This window comes from Cupriavidus sp. C2SS-8b (assembly GCF_057073745.1).
Map to the genome: position 1 here is coordinate 2,593,215 of NZ_CP172717.1, position 22,196 is coordinate 2,615,410.

The window sequence follows — 22,196 nt, forward strand, 5'->3', positions numbered from 1 at the left end:
CTCTCTTTCATGTCAGACATGGCGTTGCACGAGGGTGCCCGGCCTAGCGCGAGAATCCCGGCAGCGTCGGATCCACATACTCGCCCGCCACGAACTTGCCCCAGACGGCCGGGTCGGCGCTGGTGCGCCCGTCCGCGCTGACCGCATCGACGGCCGGCGCCGCCTTGGCCAGCGGCTTCACCAGCCGCGGCGTCACCACGATCATCAGTTCCCGATCCTCCTGGTGGAAATTCAGGTTTTTGAAGAACGAGCCGATCACCGGCAGGTCGCCCAGGACCGGCACCTTGTTCACGTTGCTGACGGTGTTGCGGCTGACCAGCCCGCCGATCACGAAGCTCTCGCCGTCGCCCAGCTCGATGGTGGTGTCGGCACGCCGCGTGACGATGGCCGGCACGATGGTGCCGTTGATGGAAATGCCGCGCGACGGATCGAGGTCGCTCGCCTCGGGCGCCACCTTCAGCGCGATGCGCTGGCTCGACAGGACTGTCGGCGACACCGTCAGCCCGATGCCGAACGGCTTGAACTGGATGGTGGTGGTGCCCAGCGCCTGCGGCACCGGGATCGGGATCTCGCCGCCCGACAGGAAGCTCGCGCTCTGGCCGGACAGCGCCACCAGGCTCGGCTCGGCCAGCACGCGTGCCAGGCCGTTGGCCTCCAGCAGGCTGATATTGGCGAAGAACCCATGCGTCAGCGACGCCGCGACCAGGTTGAAGGCATTGCTGATCGGCGATGCGATCTCGGCGCTGAAGCTCCCGCTGGCGCCGCCCGTGCCGGGCGTGAAGGTGAACTTGTTCAGCGTCGACGGCGAGAATGTGCCGAAAGCAAAGCCCGAGTTGTTGCGGAAGAAATTGATGCCGACTTCCTTGAGCACGGTCTTGCTGATTTCCACCACCTTCACATCGACCTGGACCGTGCCGCTGATTGGCAAGGTCGAGCGGTCCACCACCAGCCCGCCCTTGCCGTCGGCCTTGCCGGTCGCGGCGCGCGCCGCGGTCTGCGCGCGTGCCGCGGCATAGGCGTCGGGCGACTGGCCGGCAATGGTCGCGCCCGCGGCCGAATAGCTGATGCTGGCGCCATCCGGATCGGACGCGATGGCATCCACCTGCACGTTGTAGGTGACCGGCGCGGCCCCCTTGGACCAGATCATGACCTCGGTGACGCCCGGCTGCCTGGCCACGACCAGCACGCTCGGCGGACCGCTGCGCTGCTTGAGCAGCAGCGCGTCGGCGACCGCCGGATTGCCGACCGCAATGCGCTCGACCGGCAACGCGGGCCGGATCTCCTTCTGCGCACCGGCCATCAGGCGCAGCATCGGCCGCGCACCCTCGGCTTGCTGCGCCGGCGCAGTCGTTGTCGCCAGCATGGCCACGGCAAGCAGGGAGGCAAACAGGATCTTCATCATGGATGGGCGCAGCGGCGCGGCCTGGGGCATGGTGGCGGCTCGGGTTCGATGGTTCATGCGCGGCTCGCTATTCGCTATTCGATCTCGCGCTTGCCAGCGCGAATGACTTCCACGCCGGCGAGCTGCCGCTCCGAGCGGGCTTGCGCCGGCGCTGCGCCGGCAGGCGCCTTGGGCGGGGCGGCGCCTGGCGTCGGCGGCATGCGCGCGGCCGGCGCCGCACCACCGGCCATGCCGGCCAGCATCACGCCGGCCACCGCCTTGTCGGCGGCGGCGCGCGGCGCATCCGCGGGCACGCCGGCGCGCACGGTCAGGGCCGGTGCGGGTTCGGTGAACATGCCGTCGCTCGGGATAGTCTCGTCGCGCGGGTTGCGCAGGGCCATCAGCAGGCGCCCGGACTGCTGCGCCATCGCCAGCTTGCTGACCTGTTCCAGCGGCACCGACAGCACCGCGGTCTTGGCGCCGTCGCGGCGCGTCATCATCTGCTCGGGCTGCTGCCTGGCCGGCTCGTTGACGGCGCCGCCGCCGTAGGCCAGCACGCGCAGCCTGGACAGCAGCAGGCGCGCCTGGCTGGCGCCGATTTCCTGGCTGTCGCGGCGCAGGACCACGAACACGTCGATGTAATCGCCCGGCTGCACCTGGTGGCCGACGCCGATCACTTCGTCCACGGCGATCGCCATCGCGCGTTCGCCTTCGGGAATCTGCGCGGCCAGCCCCGCGAGCAGCTGGCTCTCGAGCACCGGGACGTGCGCGCCGATGTTGACCAGCGGAATCTGCCCTGCCACCCGCGCGACCTCGGTATAGGCGCCGGCGGGCTCGATCGGCAGAATCTCGACCTTGAGCGCGTCGGCGGGCATGGGCTTGCCGGCCTCGACCGCGCGCGTCGTCACCACTACCGGATGGGGCACGGCCGTACTGGCTTGCGGTTTCGGCGGCACGGCGGACTGGCTGTTCACCTGCCACGCGAGCAGGGCAAGCAGCAGCGCCAGGGCCAGGAGAACGACGGCAACGATGCGGATCTGCTTACTGGTCATGAATGACTCCTTCCCGCTGATGGTCTGGCGAACGGCATGCGTGCGTAAAATCGGCGTGGCACGGGAAAGCCCGACGGTGCGGACCCTGGCATTCGGTCACGTATCCGGGGAAAGCTGGACCATTGCCGAGCCAGACAAGGCCGCCGGCACCGGCACCATCGGGACAGCGGGGAGGATTTGCGTCGTCGGCAAGTTCAGCGTGACACGCACGCAAACGTTGCCGGAAGCCGACGCGCAGGGAACGGCCTGGGCCACGCCGGCCTGGGGAATCAGCGCGGCAATGGACGGGGGCAAGGTGGCCAGGGCGGTGCTGCCCGCGGCATTGACGCGCAGCGCCTGCATGGCGGCAGCGTTGCTGCCTGCAGCGCCGCCCGGATAGCGCAGCGCCGCGCGCGCGCCCTCTTCCGCGGCCAGGGTCAGCAACTGCTGGAGCGTCAGCACCATGCCGTAATAGACGATGCCGATCACGATCGCGATCAGCACCGGCGCAACGATGGCGAATTCCAGCGCCGCAATGCCTTTGCCGCGCCGTCGTCCGAAACTGCTTCCCCGCAAAAGCATGCTTCACCCGGTCTTGTTTGTGTGCGCCGACCGGCGGCGCTTGCCTTGCTGCGTGCAGGGGATGGTCAAACCCCGGCACCCATCCATACCAGCATGCCCACGGCAAGATACGCAGCGTACGGAATGCCACGCGCCTTGCTGACTTGCCGTTCGAGACCGGATTGCGGCGCCGTGCCTGCGCGCGAACCCATGGCATACGCGAGCAGCGCATGGGCCAGCCCCAACAGGTTGCCGACGACCCATACCGTGACCAGTCCGTGCGGGCCCGTGAAGAGCCCGGCCACGGCGAGGAACTTGACATCGCCCGCCGCCATGCGCCCGAGCGCATAAACAGGCAGCGTGGCGGCGATACCAAGTCCCGCGCCGAGCAGGCGCGCAGGGATCGCCGGTTCCGGTGCGTTGCCGGTCAGCAGTGCCAGGCCAAGCGCCACCAGCACCGCCGCCAGCAAGGCGTTCGGAACACGTCGATATGCCAGATCGGTCCAGAGGGTCGCCGCGCAGAACAGCGCGGCGATCAAGCGAGGCTCACACGGTCAGAGGAAGGCGCCTACCTTGGTCGCCAGGGCCTCAAAGGCCAGCCCCAGGTTGGTACCAAGCTTGCCCGCGCCCACGGCAATGGCCAGTGCTATCAGGCCCGCAATCAAGCCATATTCGATAGCCGTTGCGCCGCGTTCGTCCTTAATAAAACGTGTCAGTACGTTCTTCATGATTTCAACCCCCAAGTGATTTCAAGCATCGTCATCACATCTTCCCGTTCAATATCGCAGCGCTCTCTGGCGCCTGCGTCTCCTGCAGTTTCACGCTGACTACATTCAACTTATAGGGCAGGAAATGTATCAACCATACCCCACCTTTGAATGACGACCCCCCTACTTCGGGAGTAAGTCGTTTTCCTGCAACGAGAGCCCTCGATCGAGCTTTCCCGGATTGTCAAAGAGCGTTGGATGCAGGCGGAAGGCCGGCCTGCAGCCTGGCTTTGCGGCGAATGCGGAGCACCCGGCCAGCCAGAAGAAAAAGATGCGCCGCGACGGGGTGATGTGCGACGGCGCACCGTGAAAACCCCTAGGGGAGACCAGACATTCAGCGGTTCCCGCCGCCGACTCCGAGCCCTGACAGCGGCGACGCCGGCAGCGCTTTGACCTCCCCGGTCGAATACTTGGTGCCACCGGAAGCGAGGGCCGTCATCGGCGCCAGCACGGGTGCCAGGATGCCCAGCGGATTGGCTTCAGCCTTGCCGCCGTGGTGGGGCGCATTCGGCTTGCATTCGCAGCTGCCGGGGCCACCCTGCCGGCCGTCGGCGCCGGCGAGCGGCAGGTGGTTCAGCAGGGCGCCCAGCGGATTGGCGCCCTCGGCGCCGGTACCGTGCACCAGCGCGCCGGCAGCGCCCACGGTCTTGCCGGCTTCCACGACGGCACCACCCAGTCCGGACACCACGGGGGCGCGGCTGTTCGCCAGCAGCCCGCCGCCGCCGGCGACGCCGTAGCCCACCTTGGACAGCAGGCCATCCACGGGAGCGCCGACGACGGTTGCCGCACCCACTGCCTGGGTGCTTTCAGTGAGCCGGGTGGTCAGGGGCACGATCAGCTTGCTGGTGCCTTCGGTGAGCTGCGCAACCGGCACCGTCGAAAGCGCCCCGCCCAGGCCGGCGCCGCCGTGCGACACGGCCATGCCGACCTTCTGCACCACGTCACCGGCCGGCGTGACCAGGGGGGACAGCGGGGACAGCTTTTCCGTGCCGAGCCCGCTGACCAGCTGGCCCGCACTCGTCACCGTGTCGCCGGCCTTCTGCACGACATCGCCGGTGCTGGCCACGGTGATGCCGACCGGGTTCGCGACCGAGCCCATCTGCCCGAGTCCATCGCGCACGCCGGCGCCCAGCGCCCCGACGGTCTCGCCGGCATTGACCACGACGCCGCCGGCGCCCTGGCGCGCGTCGGTCGGCAACAGGGGAATCGGGGCGCTCTGGATGTGCTTGCCGATCTCGCTCACGGCGTTGCCCGCGGCCACCACGGTGTTGCCCGCGCCTGCGGCCAGCTTGGCGGTGGGCGTCGTGTCGGTCGTCGAGGCAGGCGTTTGGGGCGGCGGCACGATGTCCCCGCCGCCGCCCTGGGGCCCGAGCCCCGCGCCGCTTTCGCCGTGCGATGCGCAGCCGCTCGCCAGGGTCAGCGCGACCATGCAGGATCCTGCCAGGCATGTCATGCGGCGTTGTGCCGAAGTGTTCTTTTTCATTGTTGTGCTCCCGTTGTCGCTGCCACGTCCGTGACCGCGATGACCCCCGTTTGATCGTGTTGTCCCAGCGATTGGATCGCCCTGCATCGACCCTGAAGTGGCAAGGTGCGTGCCAGCCGCCGGTGCGAGGGCGGCAGCGGGGTGCGCCATGCCGGCGGCGAACACCCGCAACGCCTTGTGCGGCGCGGGTTTCGATCCGCGGCATGGCCAGCCGTCCCTGGCCTTGGCGTGGGGTTTCGCGAGGCGCCCGCGGTGTTACGCGCTACGTAACGTGTTCCGCCCGCGGCGGAACATCGCCCGCATCGCGAAGCGGCCCGCGCGCCCTTGCCGGGCGCCTCCAACACGGCCCGTTCCGGACCTCGTTTGTTCCCGATCCCACGACACACGTTACGTAACGCGTAACGCGCCGGCACACCGCCGCACGCCTGGGAAAGCGCCGTGGCAGACCCCGCGCGAATCGCCGCAAGCGCAGGCCCGGCAAGGCAATGCGGGCACCGGTACGGCCGCGCCCGGCGTTGTCCGTACGCCATCGCACACATTGGCACGCCCATTGCGCCATGCCCGCTACCGACGCCCGCAGCGAACAGCAGACCAACGCGAGGCGCGGCGATGCGATTCAACGACGGGACAAAGGAAACATCATGCGCACACATCAAATCGCAATGACGGCACTGCTTGCCACGCTCCTGGCCCTTGGCGGCTGCGCGAGCGGGAGCGGATCGACTTCCATGGGAACCGCCGGCACGGCCGGCACCAAGGCCGGAACGGGGGACAGCGGCGATGGCTCGGGCCTGGTCGGCACGACCGGCACGGGCGGTGGTGACAGCAGCACTAACGGTGGCAACAGCGGTGGCGACAACGGCAATACAGGCGGCGACAACAGCGGCATCAAGACCCCGGCTGCCTTGACCCCGACCTCCGAAGTCATCAGCAAGACCAGCACGATCGTGACCGGCGCTGGCGGCACGGTGAGCGATCTCGGCACGCAGCTCGGCGGCGCCGGCTTGCCGCTGTTGTCGTCGCAAACGCAGAGCGGTCTGGGCGACGCGGTGAAATCCGCCGGCGACGCGATCAGCGCGCTCGGCGCCGGCCTGCAATCCGGGCTGGGCAATATCCCCAACGCTTCCAATCCGTTGGGCACCACCGTGGCCAGCACCGGCGACGTGGTGGCCGATCTCGGCACTGCCGTCAGCAGCACCGGTAGCGCGGTAAGCGGACTGGGCACCGGCGCGCTGGCGCCGCTCGCGCCCCTGACCACGACGCTGGGTGCCATCGTCACGCAGGCAGGCGGGGCCGTGGGCGAGGGCGGCAGTTCCCTGGCCACGGCGCTGTCGAGCGGCCCCGTGGAACAGCTGACCTCGGGCGTGAGCCGGGCCATCGTGCCGCTCACTTCGCAGCTGACCAACACCACGCAGACGCTGGGCGCCACCACCCAGCTTGGCACGCCGGTCGCGGGCCTGCTCGCCACGGTCGGCGGCGCGCTTGCCACGGGCGGCACCGCGCTTTCGCAGACGGGCGCGCCGCTGGTTTCAGGCGTGGGCAGCACGGTGACGGGCGCCGGCAACACGGTCGCCGCCCTGGGCGGTGCGGTGAATAGTCAGGCCGGCAGCGGCAGCAGCCCGCTCGGCGCCCTCGCCCCGGTGCTCGGGTCCATCACCACGGCCGGCACCGGCAACAGCGCTTCGCCGCTGGCGCCGGTTACGGGTCTCGTTGGTGGCCTGACTGGTGGCCTGACTGCAGCAACCGGCGGTGCCCCCGCGGGCTCGCCGCTGGCGCCTGTCGGTGGCGTAGTGAGCGGCGTGGTCAGTACCGTCGCCAGCGTGGCGACGCCCACGAGCGCCGGCACGGGTACGGGCAGCAGCACCAGCCCGCTGGCACCTGTCACCGGTCTCGTCTCGGGTCTTACGGGAGGCGCCACCAAGAGCCCGGCCACGGGCGTCACCGCGCCGGTCACCGGACTGGTTGGCGGCCTGCTCGGCGGCCTGTCCGGCCGCAAGTAAGCGCGTCCCGCAGTCCGAAGTACCAAGTTCGAAAGGCGACCACCGCTCCAGGCTGTTTGTCTGAAAAGGCGCCAGGGTAGCGGCAACCCTGGCGCCAGTGGTGCGTCCCTCCATAGCCGCAAAGCATTGCTTACAGGGGTTTTGCCATGCGTGCACATCATCGTGTCGCCGCGCTGCTGGTCGGCGTCGGCGCGCTCCATTCCAGCCTTGTCTTTGCCGATCCGCGCAGCCCGGTCCAGGGCGATCCGGCGGCAACCCTTCCCAAGATCGCACCGGCCCGTCCGGATAGCAGCGTCACGGTCGAGGTGGCGCGTCCGGATGCGGCCATGCAGAACCTGCTCAATGCGCGGATCACGCCGAAGCATTTCCAGATCGAGGGCGCCAGGACGCTGCCGTTCGACGAGATCGCCGCGCAGTTCGCGCCGCTGGCGAACCATGACATCACGATCGCCCAGCTGCTGGAAGCCGCCAATGCGGTGACGAAGATGTACGAGGCGCGCGGCTATCCGCTGGCCTTCGCCTTCGTGCCGGCGCAGAACTTCGAAAACGGCAATGTGCTGGTCACGGTGGTGGAAGGCTACGTCGCCAAGGTTACGGTCAAGGGCAAGGCCGGTCCGGCGGAGGACCGCCTGCGTGCCATCGCCGACCGGCTCGCGCAGGACCGCCCGCTGCGCCGCGACACCTTCGAGCGCTATGTGAACGTGCTGTCGCAGCAGCCCGGCATGCAAGTCGCGGCCACCGTGCAGCCGCCACAGACCACCGACGGCGCCTGCGAGATGGTGCTCGACGTCAAGCGCAAGCCGTTCACCTTCGGCACCGCCATCGACTACATGTCGCCCGGATTCCGCGCGATTGCCAACGCCACCACCAGCAGCCTGACGCCGCTGGGCGAGCAGATCTCCGTCTCGGCACTGTTCCCCAAGGGCCGCGACAGCGAGGAGTACTACGCCGCCTCCTACGCGCAGCCGATCGGCACCGAGGGCATGCTGGCCCGGCTGACCGCTTCGCACTATCGCGGGGTGCCGCAGAACGCCACGCTCGCGCCGCTCGGCTTCGATCCGCGCTATGTCAACGACACCAAGCGGATCGGCGGCCAGCTGAGCTATCCGCTGCTGCTGTCGAATGCGCATGCGCTGACGCTCACGGGCGGCTTCTACGGCACGGACCAGTTCGAGCGCTATACCCATGCCTCGGGCACGGCGGTCACGATGGGCACCGATGTGCGCGTCGGCACCGCCGAGCTGAACTATGTGCAGCGGCGCGAAGGGCAGACACGCAATGCCCTGCTCGGGCTGTACAAGGGCTTCGACGCGCTCGGCGCCCGGCGCCTGAACAACCTGAACGATCTCGATTTCGTGCGTACGCGCCTGCTCGTCTCGCAATCGAATGACCTGCCGTTCGGCTTCGGCAGCAACCTCTCCGCAGCCGGCCAGTACAGTGCCAACCGGCTCGCATCGGGCGAGCAGATCAGCTTCGGTGGCCGCTTCTTCGGCCTGGGCTATCCGGCCGGCGAAGTGGCGGGCGACAAGGGCTGGGGCGCTGCGGCCGAGCTGAACCACCTGTTCGTGCCCGACCTGGCGTACCTGCGCACGGTGCAGCCCTACCTCTGGGTCGACGTGGCCCGCGTGTATTCCAACAGCGCCTCGCTGTCCCATCGCAAGCTGTCATCGGTGGCGCTGGGCGTGCGGCTGTCGGACCGCAAGTACTACACGCTCGACCTGTCCGTGGCCCAGCCCGTCGGCGACAAACCCACCAATGCCTCGCACCGGTCGCCGCGCCTCAACATGACGTACTCCTACCAGTTCGACTGACGTGCGCCGAAGACGCGATGTGCCGAGCTGTTGCGCTTAGTTGTGTCTGGTTGCGCCTAGTCGCGCGGCGCCGCGAGCGTGTCCGCGCGGATCGGGCCGAATTCGACCGGCACCCACGCATAGCCGACCGTGTCCCGGCGCACGTGGCCAAGGCCGGGGAACGGCAAGTGCGCGCCGCCGACCCACAACCTGCCCTTGGCGGCATCGGCCAGGATCCGGCTGCGCGTGACGGCCGCGGCGTGGCTGTCGACATCGAATTCGAGCGATACGGATGGCCGGCGGAACTGCACTGCGTGGTTGTGGACGATGTCGCCCCACAGCAGCAGGCTTTCCTTGCCCGACGTGAACAGGTAACCCGCATGCCCCGGCGTGTGGCCGTAGGCGGCCACCGTGCGCACGCCCGGCACCGGCGCCGTACCCGCGGCCGCATCAAACGTGCGCAAGCGGTTGGCGGCCTGGTATGGCGCCACGGCATCACGCGCCATGCCGAACAAGGCCTGGCTGTCCTTGCCGGTCGCAGCCGCGCTGGCATCGCCCAGCCAGTAGTCGGCATCGGCTTTGTCGACGTATACCGTGGCGTTGGCAAACACCGCCTGGCCGCCGGAAACAAGACCGCAGGCATGGTCGCCGTGCAGGTGTGTGAGCAGCACGGTGTCGACCTGCGCCGGCTCGTAGCCCGCCGCGCGCAGGTTGGTGACGATCTGGCCCAGCGTCGGCCCGAAGCAGTTCGCTGCGCCGGTATCGACCAGCACGAGATGACTGCCCGTATTCACCACATACGCATTGACGGCTGTCTGCATGCCGGGCGTCGCGCTGACGAAGCCGCGCGCCAGCAGGCGCTGCACTTCACGCGCGCTGGTGTACTTGAACAGCTTAGGGTCCAGGTCGACGTAGCCGTCGTAGAGTGCCGTCACCTCGAACTGCCCCACCATCATGCGGTAGTAGCCCGGCGCCTGCCTCCTGACCTGCGTGGGCGGCGCGGCATGCGCAACGGGCACGGCCAGCGGCAACGCCGCGCCGATCAGGACCGCTCCCGCTACCAGGGATCGGGCAAGTCGATGGTGCAAGGCATTCGGCAGCTTCATGTCAGGTTCCTTTCTTGATTTGCGTTCTGGACGCTGGCGGCTGGATGAGCCGGGCGCGCGCGGAAATTTCTGCGGTGCAGACAGCTGAACGCGTATCTTAAGGCGCGACAAGGGCTAGCGGTTAGCTCCCAGGCAAAAGCGTACCTACTTCTGCGTAAGACAAACGGGGCCAGCGGCCCCGTTGCAGGTGAAAATCGCGTTCCCCTTATTCAGGCTGGATATTCGCGGCCTTGATGATTCGGCCCCATTTGGCCGACTCCTGCTGCTGGAAGCGCGCGAGTTCCGCCGGCGTGCTCGTGAACACTTCCGTGCCGGTGCCGTGGTAGAAGCTCGCGGCGGTGTCGCTGCGCGCGGCCTTCACCAGCATCGCGTTGAGCTTGTTGACCACCGCGGGCGGCGTGCCGGCCGGCGCGTACGCCGCGAACCAGTAGCTCATCTCATAGCCCTTGACGCCCGCTTCGTCGATGGTCGGGACATCGGGCGCCAGCGGCGAGCGGGCCTTGCCCGATACGCCGAGCGCGCGCAGCTTGCCGCTCTTGACTTGCGGCAGACCGGTGGCGGTATCGGTGATCATCATCTGGATCTGGTTACCGAGCAGGTCGGTCACGGCCAGCGGGTTGCTCTTGTAGGGCACGTGCAGCAACTCGACATGCGCCATCTGCTGGAACAGCTCGCCGGCGATGCGCGACGACGAACTGCCGCTGCCGAAGCTGAGCTTGCCCGGCTGCTTCTTCGCCAGCGCGATGAACTCGCCCACGGTCTTCACCGGAAGCTGCGGGTTCACCACCATGATCTGGCCGCCGCGCCCCAGCGCCGTGATGGGCGCGTAGTCCTTGACCGGGTCATACGGCAGCTTGCGGAACAGGTGCTCGTTGGCGGCGTGCGTGGTGTTGGTCGTGATGAGGACGGTATACCCGTCGGGACTGGCCTTGGCGACATCGCTCGCGGCAATGAAGCCGTTGGCGCCGGGCTTGTTGTCGACCACCACGGTGACCTTGCTGTCCACCGTGACGGCCTGCCCGATCGCGCGCGCAAGCTGGTCGGTGGCGCTGCCGGCCGCAAACGGCACGACAAAGCGGATCGGCTTGTCCGGGTACTCGGCGAGCGCCTGTGCAGCAGGCAGCGCGGACAGTGCGAATACGGCGGCGGTAAGGATCCTGTGGATACCTGGCATGGATGTCTCCTGTTGAAGGGTGTTATTCGATGTATAAGCGGACAAGCGTTTGCTCAGCGGCCCGCAGCCAGGCGCGGCGGCAACGGGATCTGCAACTGCAGCACGCGGAATGACAGCGCCTTGCCGTGCGCGTCGAGATTCAAGGCATCGTTGACGCCGCCGTCAAGCGCGCCGTCGATCACGAAGTTCATCGCCTGCAGCGACGGCACGAGATAGCGCGTGACGGCGGTGGGCTGGCGGTCGCGGAACAGCGCCCGCACGGCGTCCTCGGTCACGTGTTCGACCAGGTGATCGAAATCGCGCGCGTCATAGGCAATCACGCTGATGTTGGAACGGTTGCCCTTGTCGCCGGTGCGGCCGTGGGCAAACTGGTAGAGCGTTGCAGTGGCGGTCATGTCGTGGGCTCCGCTCAATCGATGAAGGTATGGCCGGGCGTCACCGCATCGCGCGGGACCAGGCAGGACATGGCGTTGAGCCGCGCGCGCTGCGCGGTGCGCACGCCACCGCCGCCCGCGGGCCCGCACGTGTACAGCGCGTTGACCTCGCGCAGCAGGGCCTGCGCCACCGCGATGTCCTCGTGCGCCAGCGCGGCGCGCAGGCGCACGTCCTCGGCGGCCGCTTCGTGCGGGCCCGCTTGCGCCAGCATGCGTCCGGCATCGTCGGCGAGTACGCTGAGCACGCCGATCAGGTCGAAGCGGATGGGCACATCGTGCCCGAGCAGCGCCATGCGCCGGCGCACGATATCGGCGGCCAGCCGCGCGCGCGCGGCGGCATTCGGGCCGGCGTAGGAGATCTCTCCCTCCGCCATCCAGCCGCCGTGGAAAAACAGGTTCGCCTTGAGTTGCTCCGGCCGCGCATGGCCGCGCACATCGCGCACGGCGACGCGATCCGGACCGATCTGCGCGACGGTGACCGCGCTGATATCCGCAACCACGTCGGGCGTCAGGTACGCAGCCGGGTCGTGCACCTCGTACAGCAGCTGCTCCTTGACCGTGCGCAGGTCCACGCAGCCGCCGGTGCCGGCGGCCTTGAAGATCTCGATGCCACCGGCCTCGTCGAGTTGCGCGATCGGGAAGCCCACGGCGTGGACGTCCGGCACGTCCTTCCTGCCAGGATCGGCGAAGTAGCCGCCAGTGACCTGCGCGCCGCACTCGAGCAGGTGGCCGGCCATGGTTGCCGCCGCGAGCCGGTCCCAGTCCTGCCACGACCAGCCGAAGTGCGCCATGGCCGGGCCCACCGCCAGCGCCGGGTCAGCCACGCGGCCGCAGACCACCACCTGCGCGCCGGCCTGCAGCGCATCGGCAATGCCGCGTGCGCCGATATACGCATTGGCGCAGACAAAGCGCGCCTCGGCAAACGCCGGCCCGACGATATCGCGCAGCAGCGTGCGGCCTGCGTCGTGCGACAAATCATCTCCCTCCACCACCGCCACGCGGGGCGCGGACAGCCCGAGCGCGTGCGCCAGCTCGCGCACGCGCGCCGCCGCGCCGCGCGGATTGGCCGCGCCGAAGTTGCCGATGATGGGAATGCCGTGCGCCAGGCAGAGGCCGAGCACGGGCGTCAGCAAGGCATCGAGCAGCGGCTCGTAGCCGGCCGCAGGGTCGTTGCGGCGGGCCAGCTGCGCCAGCGCCAGCGTGCGCTCGGCCAGCGTCTCGAAGATCAGCGCCGCGGGTCCGCCCGCGGCGATCTGCGTGCGCACGACGGGCAGGGCGGCATCGGTGCGGTCGCCGGAGAAGCCGGCGCCGGAGCCGATCAGCAGGGGAGCGGTCATGGTGTCTGGGACGGTTGCATCATTGTTCCGGCTCATTCTAGGCCGGCTTCAATCAACCAAAAAACAGATTATTTGGATTAATCTATCGACTTTCAGGATGAATCCGGCACGACTGCCATGAACCTCTCCGTCAAGCACCTGCGCGCCTTCGTGGCGCTGGCCACCCATCGCAACTTCACGCGCGCCGCGCGTGCGTGCCACCTGTCGCAGTCGGCATTCAGCGCGCTGGTCCAGACGCTGGAAGAGCAGGCCGGCAGCCGCCTGTTCGAGCGCACCACGCGGCATGTCGAATTGAGCGCCGACGGCGTGCGCTTCGAGGAAACCGCGCGGCGCCTGCTGGCCGATTTCGAAGCCGCGTTCGAAGACCTGCGCGACCACGCCGAGCGCCGCAAGGGCCGCGTCAGCATCGCGGCGCTGCCGTCGATTGCCGGTGGCGACCTGCCGCCGCTGCTGGCAGTCTTTCGCGAGCGCTACCCGGGCATTGCGCTGGAGCTGTTCGACCAGCTGGCCGACGGCTGCATCGATATGGTCCGGCGCGGACGCGCCGACTTTGCGCTGGCCCCGGCGCCCGCCCAGGACGACGACCTGAGCGTCGAGCCGCTGGTGCACGACACCTTCCACCTGGTGTGTCCGGCGACGCATGCGCTGGCGCGCAAGCGCCGCATCACTCCGCAGATGCTGGCGGGCCAGCCGTTCATCCACCTGTCGCGGACCAGCAGCGTGCGCCAGCACCTGGATGCCGCGCTGCATCCGCTCAAGCTCAGCAGCGTGATGGAAGTGGAGCACCTGGCCACGGTCGCCGCGCTGGTGCAGGCCGGGCTGGGCGTCAGCGTGGTGCCGTCGCTGGCGCTGTTCCAGTTCCAGCGCGAAGGGCTGGCGATCCGGCCGCTGCAGATGCCGACGCTGGTCAGGGATATCTGCCTGGTGCGGCTGCGCGAGCGTGGCGACTCCGCCGCGGCGGCGGCAATGGTCGATTGCCTGCGCGAACACTACCGTCGCCGCCGGGGCTGAGGGCACGCAGAATTGGGTACGCTTTGGGGGATTATGCCGTTCGGCAGGGTGTGTGCGGCGGGCCTTGCAAGGCAGAGCGAAGCACCACGCAGAAACGGGTACGCCCTGCCTTCGATGACGCCTCGGATCAGCGGATCAGCTTGCCCGTCGACGAGACAATCGACATCTCGACAAAGGACGAGCCCGTGTGGCGGGTCGGGCTGTAGCTGATGAGAATGCCGCCAAGGTCATAGTCGCGCAGGTTCTCCAGCGCCGCGACCAGGCGTTCGCGGGTCAGGTCGGGGCCCGCGCGGCGCAGGCCCTCCACCAGCACCTTCGCGGACATGAAGCCCTCCATGCCGGCATTGGTCGGGTCCACGTTCTGCTGGCGCGCCAGGCTGCGGTATTCGGTGGCCAGCGACATCTGGCTCGAGTTCATGCCCGGTACGACCTGCGTGATGATGAGCCCGCGGGCATCCTGCCCAAGTTCCTTGATGAAGGAGTCAGCCGCGTTGTTCGACAGCGTGACGAACTGCGCCTGACTGCCGGCCTTGCGCAGGTCGCGGATCACGCGCGCGGCCTCCGAACCCGAGCCGATCACCAGCACCGCCTGCGGATCGGCCTTGTTCACCGTCGCCACCTGCTGCGTGATGTCGCCCATCGGCCGCGTAAAGCTGGCGGATGCGGCCGGCTGGACGCCGCGCGCCTGCAGCGCGATGTTGAAGCCCTCGTACACGTCCTTGCCGAAGCCGTCGCTGGCATAGACGATGCCGATGCGCGTCATGCCCGAGGTCGCGAGATGGTTGATCGCGCGCGCGACTTCATCCTGGTACTTGGCGCGCACGTTGAAGACGTAGCGGTTGACCGGGCGATGCAGCGTGATCGCGCCCGTCAGCGGCGCCACCAGCGGCACCTTTTCGGTCGCGATGATCGGCAGGATGCTTTCGTTCTGCGGGGTGCCGCGCACCATGAAGAGCGCGAAGACCTTCTCGTCCTGCAACAGCTTGCGCACGTTGTCCGGCGTGCGCTTGGCGTCGAAGCCGTCGTCCAGCGTCACCAGCTCGATGCGGCGCCCCGCGACGCCGCCGTTCGCATTGACCGCGCGCAGGTATACCTGCGCGCCTTCGATCTGTTCCCTGACCGAACCCGCCACCGGCCCGGTCACGCCGGCCGATTGCCCGATGCGGATCGCCGCCTTGCTGACCCCCGGCTCCGCCATTGCCGCAGGCGCGGCGAACCCCAGCGCGGCGGCCATCATGCCGCACGCCATCCATGTTGCCTTCATCGTCTCGACCCCTCCGCCTGGTGGCGTGTCTGTAGTTGTAGCGTCACGGTCGCCGGCGCCGAGGCGCGAGCGACGCTTCGCAAATTACCCCAAGCAGGGTATCGGAGCAAACGGGGGAACGGGGGAGTGTTGCTGCGGCCTCACACCGGCACCGGCCGCCGGTGCGGGTGTGAGGCAGGAACGAAGGCGCAACCGCGCATCAGGGCGCGCCGACGGGCGCGCCTGGAGGGATCGAACTACCGGGTTCAGGATGGCAAATCGCGTGGCTCAGGGAAATGCCGGCACGGCCGGATCCAGGCCGGCGAACGCGGCTTCCGGATGGGCCTGCTGCAGCCGCATCTCGATTTCCTCGACACGGCCGCGCGGCACGTCGACCATCAGCAGGATCTTGCCCGCCTCGATGTCCTTCTCGAACGCGCGCAAGCGGCTGTTGGGCGCCGAGCTGCCGATCATGCTCGAGGCCCAGGCGCCGAACACCGCGCCCAGCACCGCCAGCACGCCGACCAGCCCCCACTGCGGGGTATCGCTGACGATCGGGAACATGGCCACCACCACGCCCGCCACCAGGCCCACGCCGCCGCCGACCATCAGCCCCATCTCGGCGGCGTGGATGATGTCGGAAGTCTGGAACAGGTTGGCTTCATGCAGGCCCGTCATGTCGGCCCCGTCGCGCGCCACGAAGTGGATGTGGCTGTTTTCCACGCGGGCCAGCAGGAGGTCGTCCATGGTACGTCGGGCGCTGACCAGATCGGGCAATAACCAGAAGATGCGTTTGCGCATGTCTGTCTCCTTAATCAGGCCGTCCCGGAAGTGGGGATACCGTCTGTGGGACGGGGGTTGTTTCTTTGTACGCCCTTCATGCAGCGAGTGCAAGGCAACCAATCCGGTGGCCTGGCGATGTGACGCGCGCATCGGCCGCGCGCGTCACAAACGCCGCAACAGCGCTTCAGAATGTGATCGGCAGACGCACATTGACCTGCAGGTCGGGCGTGTCGCGCGTCAGGCCCGCGCCCACCGACAGGTTGATCGTGTAGCGGTTGTTGAAGCGATAGGAGTAGCCCACCAGCAGCGTGCCCTGCGTCACGCGCACGGAGCCCGGCACCGTCTGCCCGTTCTGCTTGGTCGGCCAGATGATGGCCTGGTCGTAGCCGATCGAGAACGACGCTTTCTCGTTGAGCGCGAGTCCCATGCCGAAGCTGAACTCGAAGATGTCGCCCGGGGCGATCTTGCCCAGGTCTTCCTTCTGGCCATTCAGCACGGTGCGGCTGACGTTGTCGCGCGCGAAGTTGTGCAGGTAGCTGAAGGTGCCGAAGAACACCGCCGGATCGGTCGGCAGCAGCCACGTGATGCCAGGCTGAAGCGCCTGGAAGCCCGTGCCGGTTGGCAGGCCGAGCGGCAGGCCCGTGCCGGTCGCGTTGCCCACGCAGCGCGTGATGCAATCGGTGACGACTTCGAACGGGTCCTTGCCGGTGGCCGACTTGTAGCGCAGCCAGCCGATGAAGTACGGCATCTTTTCATTGCCGTAGTTGAGCTGGTAGCGCAGGGTCGCTTCCACGTCGCCGAGGCCGGTGCCACTGGCATTGAAGACGTTGTCGACCGCGGTGCCCGTGAAAATCTCGCGGCTGACGGTAGACCCGGAGGCGTGGACATAGGGCACCTTCGCTTCGATTTCCAGGCGCTTGGTGATGCCGTAGCGCAAGGCGACCGAGGCAAGGTACGTGGTGGTCTTGACCTCGCGCACGTCGACCAGGCCGATCAGGATGGCGGGAATGACCGTGTAGCCGACCAGGGCCACGCGATTGTTCGACGAGTAGCCGTACTGGAGCCCGGGTTCGACAACGAGCTTCCCTTCGCCGGTCAGCACGCCGGGCTGGTCCGTGATCGGAGCAATTTCAGGCGGCCGTGTGTTGCGCTCGGGCGGCTGGCCCACCGGCTCCTCGACGCCGGCCATGGTCTGCGGGTCCGCCGATTCGCCCTGCTGGGGCTGGCCTTGCTGCGGTGGCGCAACGGCCTGCTGCTGGCCCGTGACCTGCTGGGGCGCGTTGACGACATTGGGCGCCGTACCCTGCGTGGCGCTCGCGGCGGCGGCCGCGGCCGCGGCATTGGTCGCATAGTCCGCGGGTGCCACGCCCGGCCCCGCGCCCCCGCGTTTCCTGGCGAGGACATCGTCGCCGATCACACTGCGAAGCTCCCTGATGACCGCTTCCTGCTCGGCCAGCGCGCGCTTCATGACTTCCAGCTGGCTCTGTTGCTCGGTCAACTGGTGCTGCAAGGCTTCGATGCCCGGTGCGGGCGGTGCGCCGGCATCCGGCAAGGTCTGGGCCTGTGCCAGCCCTCCGACCAATAGCAACGTCGAGCATCCCGCGTTGCGGATGCCCTGCATCGACCGCTTCTTCATGACGTCTATCCTCCCCCGGACGGCGGACTGATTGGGCAGGAGTCCGCTGCCTGCACTGCGCAATGCCTTCGCTACGACTACCTCATGCTCGCGGCCCGCATCAGCGCGCTGTTCAGCGCTGTGTTGGCCAGCTGTGATCGGAATGCCTGCAATGTGTTCACGCCGGCGTCGATGGTCATGACGCTCTGTATGCTCTGGTTGTTCAGCGAGTTCTGGATCACCGTGGCCGGCGAGCCCGCCAGCGCGCCGACGTTCGCAAGATTGCCCGGGCCGTTCTGGATGACGGTCAAGGCGCCATTGGTTACCACCTGGGCGGCTCCGGTGTTGACCGTCGTCACCGGCATGCCACCCGCGCCGGCGGCCGCGGTCGCGACCGAGGTCGCCCCGGCGGCCGAGGCAGTGCTGGCGCCTGCCGCGCCGGCACTGCCCGCCGCACTTGCACTGGCCGCGCTGTCTGCGCCGCCAGTGCTGCCGGCCGCGACCGACACGCCGGTCGCCGGACCGAGGGCAGCGCCCTGGGTCGCACTGACGATCGACGGCCCCAGGGTCGAGGCCAGGCGAGAGGCCTGTTCCGTGGTGATCCTTCCCACATCGGGGATATTAAGGCTGGTTGCCACGACCAGCGCACCGTTGATGTACACCGCGCGTTCGATACCGAACGAAACCTGCAGCCCGCCCGCATCGAACCCGCCCCGCGCATCTTCGAGCCGTTCCTGCGCGACGGGCTTCCAGCCGGCCATGTCGCCGCGCGCGGCGACGACAGGGCTGTCCGGCGGCATCTCATCTGCGCGGTCTCCGCGCGCCAGCGCTGCCTGCGCCGGGATAGCGCCGGCATCGAGCGGGTCCGGCGGCGATGCATCGGCCGCGCGCACGGAACCAGCATAGGCCATGCCCGCCCCAAGCAGCAACAGGACGGTGGCCGGCCCCGCCGTGCCGCATCGGCTGCCGGCCAGGCCAGGAAATGAAGCGGACGTCTCGAGCATGATGTGTTCCTCAGAAATCGCTGGCGCCATGCTTTGGCATGACGGTGAAGAACAAGCTGTCCCGGTTGACTCCCATCCAATAGGGGCCCATCGGCGCAACGCGCCAGTCGGCCGCAAGATTGAACCGCGCACGTTCGGTACGGTTATGGATCACGAAGAGCAGCTGGCTTTCCCAGATGCTCTCGAAATGCTCGCGCGAAATGGAGCGCGTGCCGCGCGCGGGATCGCCGATCAGCACGCGGTCCCCCCTGACCCCCTTGACCACCACGAAGTGGTGGTAGCCCGCTTCGGAGATCAGCACGATCGCGGGGATCTGCGTCTCCTCCAGCTTGGACAGGGGCAATTCATAGCCGTCGGCCTGATAGCCGCGCGACTCCAGGAAGCGCTTCATGTCCAGCAGGGAAAATCCTTCATGGCGGATCTTTGCCTGGTCGCCGTTGAGGTACATGTTGGCGAAGGCCAGTTCCTCGGTCACGGGCTCGCCGTACTGGAAGGTCAGCAGGGTCGCCACGGCGGCCGAGCCGCAGCTGAAGTCGTATTGCTGCCGGACCGTGGTCTTGAAGCGGGCTTCGCGCAGGCTCGTCACCGGCACGCTGTAGTACTCGCCGACGGGCCCGTAGATTGACACCCGGTCCGCGAGCGCCGGCGCGGTGTGTCCCAAAGCCAGCGCGAACGACAGAACCCCCAGCCACCCCCGTCGAAGCATCTTCATCACTTGAACTGAACGTTGATGATGGTCGCGTTCTGGATCAGCACGCTGTTGCCGGTGTTCTGGATTGCCGTCGGTATGCCCGCCGCATTGGCGAACGCGCCGTCGGTCACGATGTTGTTGCCGGATATCGAGTTGTTGGTCGTATTGTCCGCCACCGTGCCGTGCAGCCGCATGTCGTTGACGACCAGTTCCGCGCCGCCACGCACGCCATCAAGCTTGTCGCTTGCCACGGCCACGATCTTCGGGCCAAACGGATTGCGCTGGGCCTCTGGGTTCAGGTCGGTCTTTGCAGCGGCTTGCGTGCCGACGCCAGTTGCGCTGGCCGCGCTGACCTGCGCTGCCGCGGACGCAGGGTCCGCCATGGGATCCGCCTTGGCTTGCACGAAGGGCCAAGCCAGGAATGCCGTCCCCAGAAGGGTGACTGCGGTGCGAACCGGTCGCATGGTGCGTCTCCTTGTTGATCGCCACGTTCCGCCCCATCCGGCGGCCCATGGCGATACTCGCAGGCTGACAGGCCGGGAGAAGGCATCACGCCGGGGCGAACGGTGCCCCGCGAGATGCCGCACCCGGCCGCGTGAAGCTTTGCGACGGCACCGTCCGGCCGGCCATGACAGCGACTGGCCGGACCGCGCCGTGCGGGGCCTCACTTGCCGACGTTCATGTTCGCCTGCACGTTGACGCTATGCTGGATCAGCGATCCGGCGCCATTGTTCTGCGCGGCGATCATGATGCCGGCAGCGGTCTGGCCAACGCTGGTCATGACGTTCTGCATCTGGAACGAACCGGCACTGACGGAGATATAGCCGCCTGCACCGCCGACGCCACCGACCGCACCGTTGCCGGTACCACCCGTGCCGCCAGCACCTGCGCCGCCATTGCCGACACCGCCGGCAGCACCGGCAGCGCCAACAGCGCCAGCAGCACCGGCGCCGCCGCTGCCGTTGGAGGCCGTGCTCGAAGCGCTGCCATTGGTAGCCGTACCGCCTGCGCCGCCATTGCCGGCAATGCTCGCTTGCGCGCCGCCAGCGCCAGCATTGCTCGTGGAAGCGCCGCCCGTGCCGCTAGCCGTTGCCGCGCCGCCTGCACCGCCTGCACCACCGGTTGCACCGGCTCCGCCGCCTGTTGCGCTGGCCGACGAAGTCCCGGCACCACCAGCGCCGCCACTGCCACTGGCGGTACCGCCGGAACCGTTAGCCGTAGGCGAGCCCGCTCCGCCGCCCGCACCCGCGCCAGCGGAACTGCCAGCACCAGCGCCACTGGTCGCAGCCGTGCTGCCGCCCGTCGAACCTGCCAAGCCACCGAAGCCACCGCTCGCGCCCAGGGCGCTACCGCCACGGCCACCGGCACCGAGCGATGCGCTCAGAGCACCGCCGCCACGGCTGGTGCCACTTGCGCCATCGCCGCCCGCGCTGCCGGATGCACTGAGCGTGCTACCGCCAGTCGACGTAGCGCTGCCACCGCCACCGCCTGCACCGCCCGCACCGCCGCCGGTACCACCGACGCCCGCCGTGGCGCTGCCATTCGTCACGTTTCCGGCGGTGGCACTGCCATTCAGGCCGCCGCTACCGCCATTGCCGCCATTACCACCGTTTCCGCCGTTTCCGCCAGTACCGTGTCCACCGGTACCGCCAGCAGCGGCTCCGCCCGTGCCAGCACCGCCGGCGCCGCCCGTGCCAGCACTGGTAGCGCCAGTATTCCAGGCCATGTTGCCTACGCCGGCGAAGGTATTATTGGAAACCGTGCCGTTCAGCCGGCTGACAGCCAGTGCCCGGCTGCTGTTGAATGAGTTCGAGAAATTGGCCTGCGCCGTGCTGCCATTGGCCGCCGATGCATTGCCATAGCCGCTCATATCCTGATCGGCACGGTTGACGGTTCTGTTTGAAGTCCTGTTCGACGTCCTGTTGGAGGTGTTGCCGCTGACATTCACGTTCAAGGCACGTGAATTTTCATTCGCCTGTGCACCGCCGCCGCCCTGAGTCGAGTTGGCAGTTGCGGTCTGTGCATTGCTCGTGCCACTATCGCCCGCATTCGTTGTCGGGTTCGCCATCGCTTGACTGCCAAAACCGAATGCCAAGGCAATCGCCGACGCCAGTAAAGTCTTTTTCATATGAAGCTCCCAGGAGAATTTCACACAGCGGCTCAGCCTCCGCGCAACACCCATCCCGAGTGATGGCTGGAGGTTCGGTCCGGCACAGTGCCAAACCAGACTCCCCTTGCGCATAATCGGTGCCAGCTTCTGCACGCGAATGGACAATCCCTTGCAGGACAAGGGCTTGCCAGCCCGATCCGGGGAACTTTCCGGGGCCATTGGCAATCCTCCCCCACCTTCGCCGCAGTGCATCGCAAGCGACATGTCACACCGATGTGACACCGAGTCCCGCCTGACTGCTAGGCGGTTTTAGGACCCAGTGCAGAAACCTATTGTTTTCAGCGGCTTAGAAGACGCACGCGGGAATGCCCGATGCGCCTGAGTGCGTATCGGCACTGAAACAGGGTGCCCGGCGATGCACAGGCCGAGAGGCGTTCCGGGGCGTGGCACGCTGAGGAAATCGCCTCGGGATCGCATGCCGCAAAGCCCTGTGGCAGCGGCTTGGGCAAGACATTGCGGGCGTCCGCACGCAGCTGGAATGCGGCGTTCGGGTCTCAGGTGCACCGTTGCAACAGAATCGCCGCAGTCACGGTGCCGAAACCCACTCATTGCACGGTCCATCTAGGACTTATGTCTGATTTACAGTACATTAGAGGCATTACAGAGTTGTCATGT

Annotated in this window: 20 protein-coding genes; 3 read left to right on the forward strand and 17 right to left on the reverse strand. The window is 67.9% G+C overall.

Features of this window, described 5'->3' with window-relative positions; translation table 11 throughout:
- Positions 1-43 precede the first annotated feature (43 nt).
- The 6 genes from ACIGJB_RS28660 to ACIGJB_RS28685 form a co-directional block, all read right to left on the reverse strand.
- On the reverse strand, positions 44-1,399 hold the full coding sequence (locus ACIGJB_RS28660) for a type II and III secretion system protein family protein (RefSeq protein WP_483734692.1): 1,356 nt from the start codon (positions 1,397-1,399) through the stop codon (positions 44-46).
- Positions 1,400-1,476: 77 nt separating this feature from the next.
- Positions 1,477-2,433: a Flp pilus assembly protein CpaB gene (gene cpaB, locus ACIGJB_RS28665; RefSeq protein WP_483733315.1), complete on the reverse strand. Its 957-nt coding sequence runs from the start codon at positions 2,431-2,433 to the stop codon at positions 1,477-1,479.
- Positions 2,434-2,529: 96 nt separating this feature from the next.
- On the reverse strand, positions 2,530-2,994 hold the full coding sequence (locus ACIGJB_RS28670; RefSeq protein ID WP_483733316.1) for a TadE family protein: 465 nt from the start codon (positions 2,992-2,994) through the stop codon (positions 2,530-2,532).
- Between the two features lie 65 nt (positions 2,995-3,059).
- Positions 3,060-3,512: a prepilin peptidase gene (locus tag ACIGJB_RS28675; protein ID WP_483733317.1), complete on the reverse strand. Its 453-nt coding sequence runs from the start codon at positions 3,510-3,512 to the stop codon at positions 3,060-3,062.
- 15 nt (positions 3,513-3,527) lie between these two features.
- Positions 3,528-3,701, reverse strand: a complete 174-nt coding sequence (locus ACIGJB_RS28680) for a Flp family type IVb pilin (RefSeq protein ID WP_483733318.1) — start codon at positions 3,699-3,701, stop codon at positions 3,528-3,530.
- Between the two features lie 373 nt (positions 3,702-4,074).
- Positions 4,075-5,169 carry a collagen-like triple helix repeat-containing protein gene (locus ACIGJB_RS28685; RefSeq protein WP_483733319.1) on the reverse strand — a complete coding sequence of 365 codons (1,095 nt, stop codon included), beginning with the start codon at positions 5,167-5,169 and terminating at the stop codon, positions 4,075-4,077.
- A 695-nt stretch (positions 5,170-5,864) separates the two neighbouring features.
- On the opposite strand from ACIGJB_RS28685, the gene ACIGJB_RS28690 reads away from it, so the two are divergent.
- The gene (locus ACIGJB_RS28690) at positions 5,865-7,223 is read left to right on the forward strand and encodes a collagen-like triple helix repeat-containing protein (RefSeq protein ID WP_483733320.1); all 1,359 of its coding nucleotides are present in this window, start codon (positions 5,865-5,867) and stop codon (positions 7,221-7,223) included.
- Between the two features lie 146 nt (positions 7,224-7,369).
- The gene (locus ACIGJB_RS28695) at positions 7,370-9,034 is read left to right on the forward strand and encodes a ShlB/FhaC/HecB family hemolysin secretion/activation protein (RefSeq protein ID WP_483733321.1); all 1,665 of its coding nucleotides are present in this window, start codon (positions 7,370-7,372) and stop codon (positions 9,032-9,034) included.
- Positions 9,035-9,090: 56 nt separating this feature from the next.
- On the opposite strand, the gene ACIGJB_RS28700 is transcribed toward ACIGJB_RS28695, so the two are convergent.
- From ACIGJB_RS28700 to ACIGJB_RS28715, 4 genes are all read right to left on the reverse strand, one after another.
- Positions 9,091-10,119: an MBL fold metallo-hydrolase gene (locus ACIGJB_RS28700; RefSeq protein ID WP_483733322.1), complete on the reverse strand. Its 1,029-nt coding sequence runs from the start codon at positions 10,117-10,119 to the stop codon at positions 9,091-9,093.
- 205 nt (positions 10,120-10,324) lie between these two features.
- Positions 10,325-11,293, reverse strand: a complete 969-nt coding sequence (locus ACIGJB_RS28705; protein ID WP_483733323.1) for a Bug family tripartite tricarboxylate transporter substrate binding protein — start codon at positions 11,291-11,293, stop codon at positions 10,325-10,327.
- A gap of 53 nt (positions 11,294-11,346) precedes the next feature.
- Positions 11,347-11,688, reverse strand: a complete 342-nt coding sequence (locus tag ACIGJB_RS28710; protein ID WP_483733324.1) for an AtuA-related protein — start codon at positions 11,686-11,688, stop codon at positions 11,347-11,349.
- 14 nt (positions 11,689-11,702) lie between these two features.
- Positions 11,703-13,064, reverse strand: coding sequence for an acyclic terpene utilization AtuA family protein (locus ACIGJB_RS28715; protein WP_483733325.1), 1,362 nt, complete (start codon positions 13,062-13,064; stop codon positions 11,703-11,705).
- Between the two features lie 117 nt (positions 13,065-13,181).
- On the opposite strand from ACIGJB_RS28715, the gene ACIGJB_RS28720 reads away from it, so the two are divergent.
- Positions 13,182-14,075: a LysR family transcriptional regulator gene (locus ACIGJB_RS28720; RefSeq protein ID WP_483733326.1), complete on the forward strand. Its 894-nt coding sequence runs from the start codon at positions 13,182-13,184 to the stop codon at positions 14,073-14,075.
- A 127-nt stretch (positions 14,076-14,202) separates the two neighbouring features.
- On the opposite strand, the gene ACIGJB_RS28725 is transcribed toward ACIGJB_RS28720, so the two are convergent.
- From ACIGJB_RS28725 to ACIGJB_RS28755, 7 genes are all read right to left on the reverse strand, one after another.
- The gene (locus ACIGJB_RS28725) at positions 14,203-15,339 is read right to left on the reverse strand and encodes an ABC transporter substrate-binding protein (RefSeq protein WP_483733327.1); all 1,137 of its coding nucleotides are present in this window, start codon (positions 15,337-15,339) and stop codon (positions 14,203-14,205) included.
- A gap of 267 nt (positions 15,340-15,606) precedes the next feature.
- Complete coding sequence (locus ACIGJB_RS28730; RefSeq protein ID WP_483733328.1) at positions 15,607-16,119, reverse strand: DUF1269 domain-containing protein; 513 nt, start codon at positions 16,117-16,119, stop codon at positions 15,607-15,609.
- Between the two features lie 166 nt (positions 16,120-16,285).
- Positions 16,286-17,737, reverse strand: coding sequence for an acetate kinase (locus tag ACIGJB_RS28735; protein WP_483733329.1), 1,452 nt, complete (start codon positions 17,735-17,737; stop codon positions 16,286-16,288).
- 77 nt (positions 17,738-17,814) lie between these two features.
- On the reverse strand, positions 17,815-18,720 hold the full coding sequence (locus ACIGJB_RS28740) for a flagellin (RefSeq protein WP_483733330.1): 906 nt from the start codon (positions 18,718-18,720) through the stop codon (positions 17,815-17,817).
- Positions 18,721-18,730: 10 nt separating this feature from the next.
- Positions 18,731-19,432, reverse strand: coding sequence for a C39 family peptidase (locus tag ACIGJB_RS28745; protein WP_483733331.1), 702 nt, complete (start codon positions 19,430-19,432; stop codon positions 18,731-18,733).
- Positions 19,432-19,875 (reverse strand): hypothetical protein, encoded by a 444-nt coding sequence (locus tag ACIGJB_RS28750; protein WP_483733332.1) that lies wholly within the window; start codon positions 19,873-19,875, stop codon positions 19,432-19,434. The genes ACIGJB_RS28745 and ACIGJB_RS28750 overlap by 1 nt, the downstream gene beginning before the upstream one ends.
- A gap of 200 nt (positions 19,876-20,075) precedes the next feature.
- Positions 20,076-21,539 carry a hypothetical protein gene (locus ACIGJB_RS28755; protein WP_483733333.1) on the reverse strand — a complete coding sequence of 488 codons (1,464 nt, stop codon included), beginning with the start codon at positions 21,537-21,539 and terminating at the stop codon, positions 20,076-20,078.
- Positions 21,540-22,196: the final 657 nt, after the last annotated feature.

Excerpts from the sequence above, each read along its gene's own strand:
- ACIGJB_RS28740 (WP_483733330.1), bottom strand. The coding sequence starts at position 18,720 with ATGCTCGAGACGTCCGCTTCATTTCCTGGCCTGGCCGGCAGCCGATGC.
- ACIGJB_RS28680 (WP_483733318.1), bottom strand. The coding sequence starts at position 3,701 with ATGAAGAACGTACTGACACGTTTTATTAAGGACGAACGCGGCGCAACG.
- ACIGJB_RS28690 (WP_483733320.1), top strand. The coding sequence starts at position 5,865 with ATGCGCACACATCAAATCGCAATGACGGCACTGCTTGCCACGCTCCTG.
- ACIGJB_RS28695 (WP_483733321.1), top strand. The coding sequence starts at position 7,370 with ATGCGTGCACATCATCGTGTCGCCGCGCTGCTGGTCGGCGTCGGCGCG.
- ACIGJB_RS28725 (WP_483733327.1), bottom strand. The coding sequence starts at position 15,339 with ATGAAGGCAACATGGATGGCGTGCGGCATGATGGCCGCCGCGCTGGGG.
- ACIGJB_RS28700 (WP_483733322.1), bottom strand. The coding sequence starts at position 10,119 with ATGAAGCTGCCGAATGCCTTGCACCATCGACTTGCCCGATCCCTGGTA.
- ACIGJB_RS28730 (WP_483733328.1), bottom strand. The coding sequence starts at position 16,119 with ATGCGCAAACGCATCTTCTGGTTATTGCCCGATCTGGTCAGCGCCCGA.
- ACIGJB_RS28755 (WP_483733333.1), bottom strand. The coding sequence starts at position 21,539 with ATGAAAAAGACTTTACTGGCGTCGGCGATTGCCTTGGCATTCGGTTTT.
- ACIGJB_RS28750 (WP_483733332.1), bottom strand. The coding sequence starts at position 19,875 with ATGCGACCGGTTCGCACCGCAGTCACCCTTCTGGGGACGGCATTCCTG.
- ACIGJB_RS28705 (WP_483733323.1), bottom strand. The coding sequence starts at position 11,293 with ATGCCAGGTATCCACAGGATCCTTACCGCCGCCGTATTCGCACTGTCC.
- ACIGJB_RS28720 (WP_483733326.1), top strand. The coding sequence starts at position 13,182 with ATGAACCTCTCCGTCAAGCACCTGCGCGCCTTCGTGGCGCTGGCCACC.
- ACIGJB_RS28715 (WP_483733325.1), bottom strand. The coding sequence starts at position 13,064 with ATGACCGCTCCCCTGCTGATCGGCTCCGGCGCCGGCTTCTCCGGCGAC.
- ACIGJB_RS28710 (WP_483733324.1), bottom strand. The coding sequence starts at position 11,688 with ATGACCGCCACTGCAACGCTCTACCAGTTTGCCCACGGCCGCACCGGC.
- ACIGJB_RS28735 (WP_483733329.1), bottom strand. The coding sequence starts at position 17,737 with ATGAAGAAGCGGTCGATGCAGGGCATCCGCAACGCGGGATGCTCGACG.
- ACIGJB_RS28685 (WP_483733319.1), bottom strand. The coding sequence starts at position 5,169 with ATGGTCGCGCTGACCCTGGCGAGCGGCTGCGCATCGCACGGCGAAAGC.
- ACIGJB_RS28670 (WP_483733316.1), bottom strand. The coding sequence starts at position 2,994 with ATGCTTTTGCGGGGAAGCAGTTTCGGACGACGGCGCGGCAAAGGCATT.
- cpaB (WP_483733315.1), bottom strand. The coding sequence starts at position 2,433 with ATGACCAGTAAGCAGATCCGCATCGTTGCCGTCGTTCTCCTGGCCCTG.
- ACIGJB_RS28745 (WP_483733331.1), bottom strand. The coding sequence starts at position 19,432 with ATGAAGATGCTTCGACGGGGGTGGCTGGGGGTTCTGTCGTTCGCGCTG.
- ACIGJB_RS28660 (WP_483734692.1), bottom strand. The coding sequence starts at position 1,399 with ATGAAGATCCTGTTTGCCTCCCTGCTTGCCGTGGCCATGCTGGCGACA.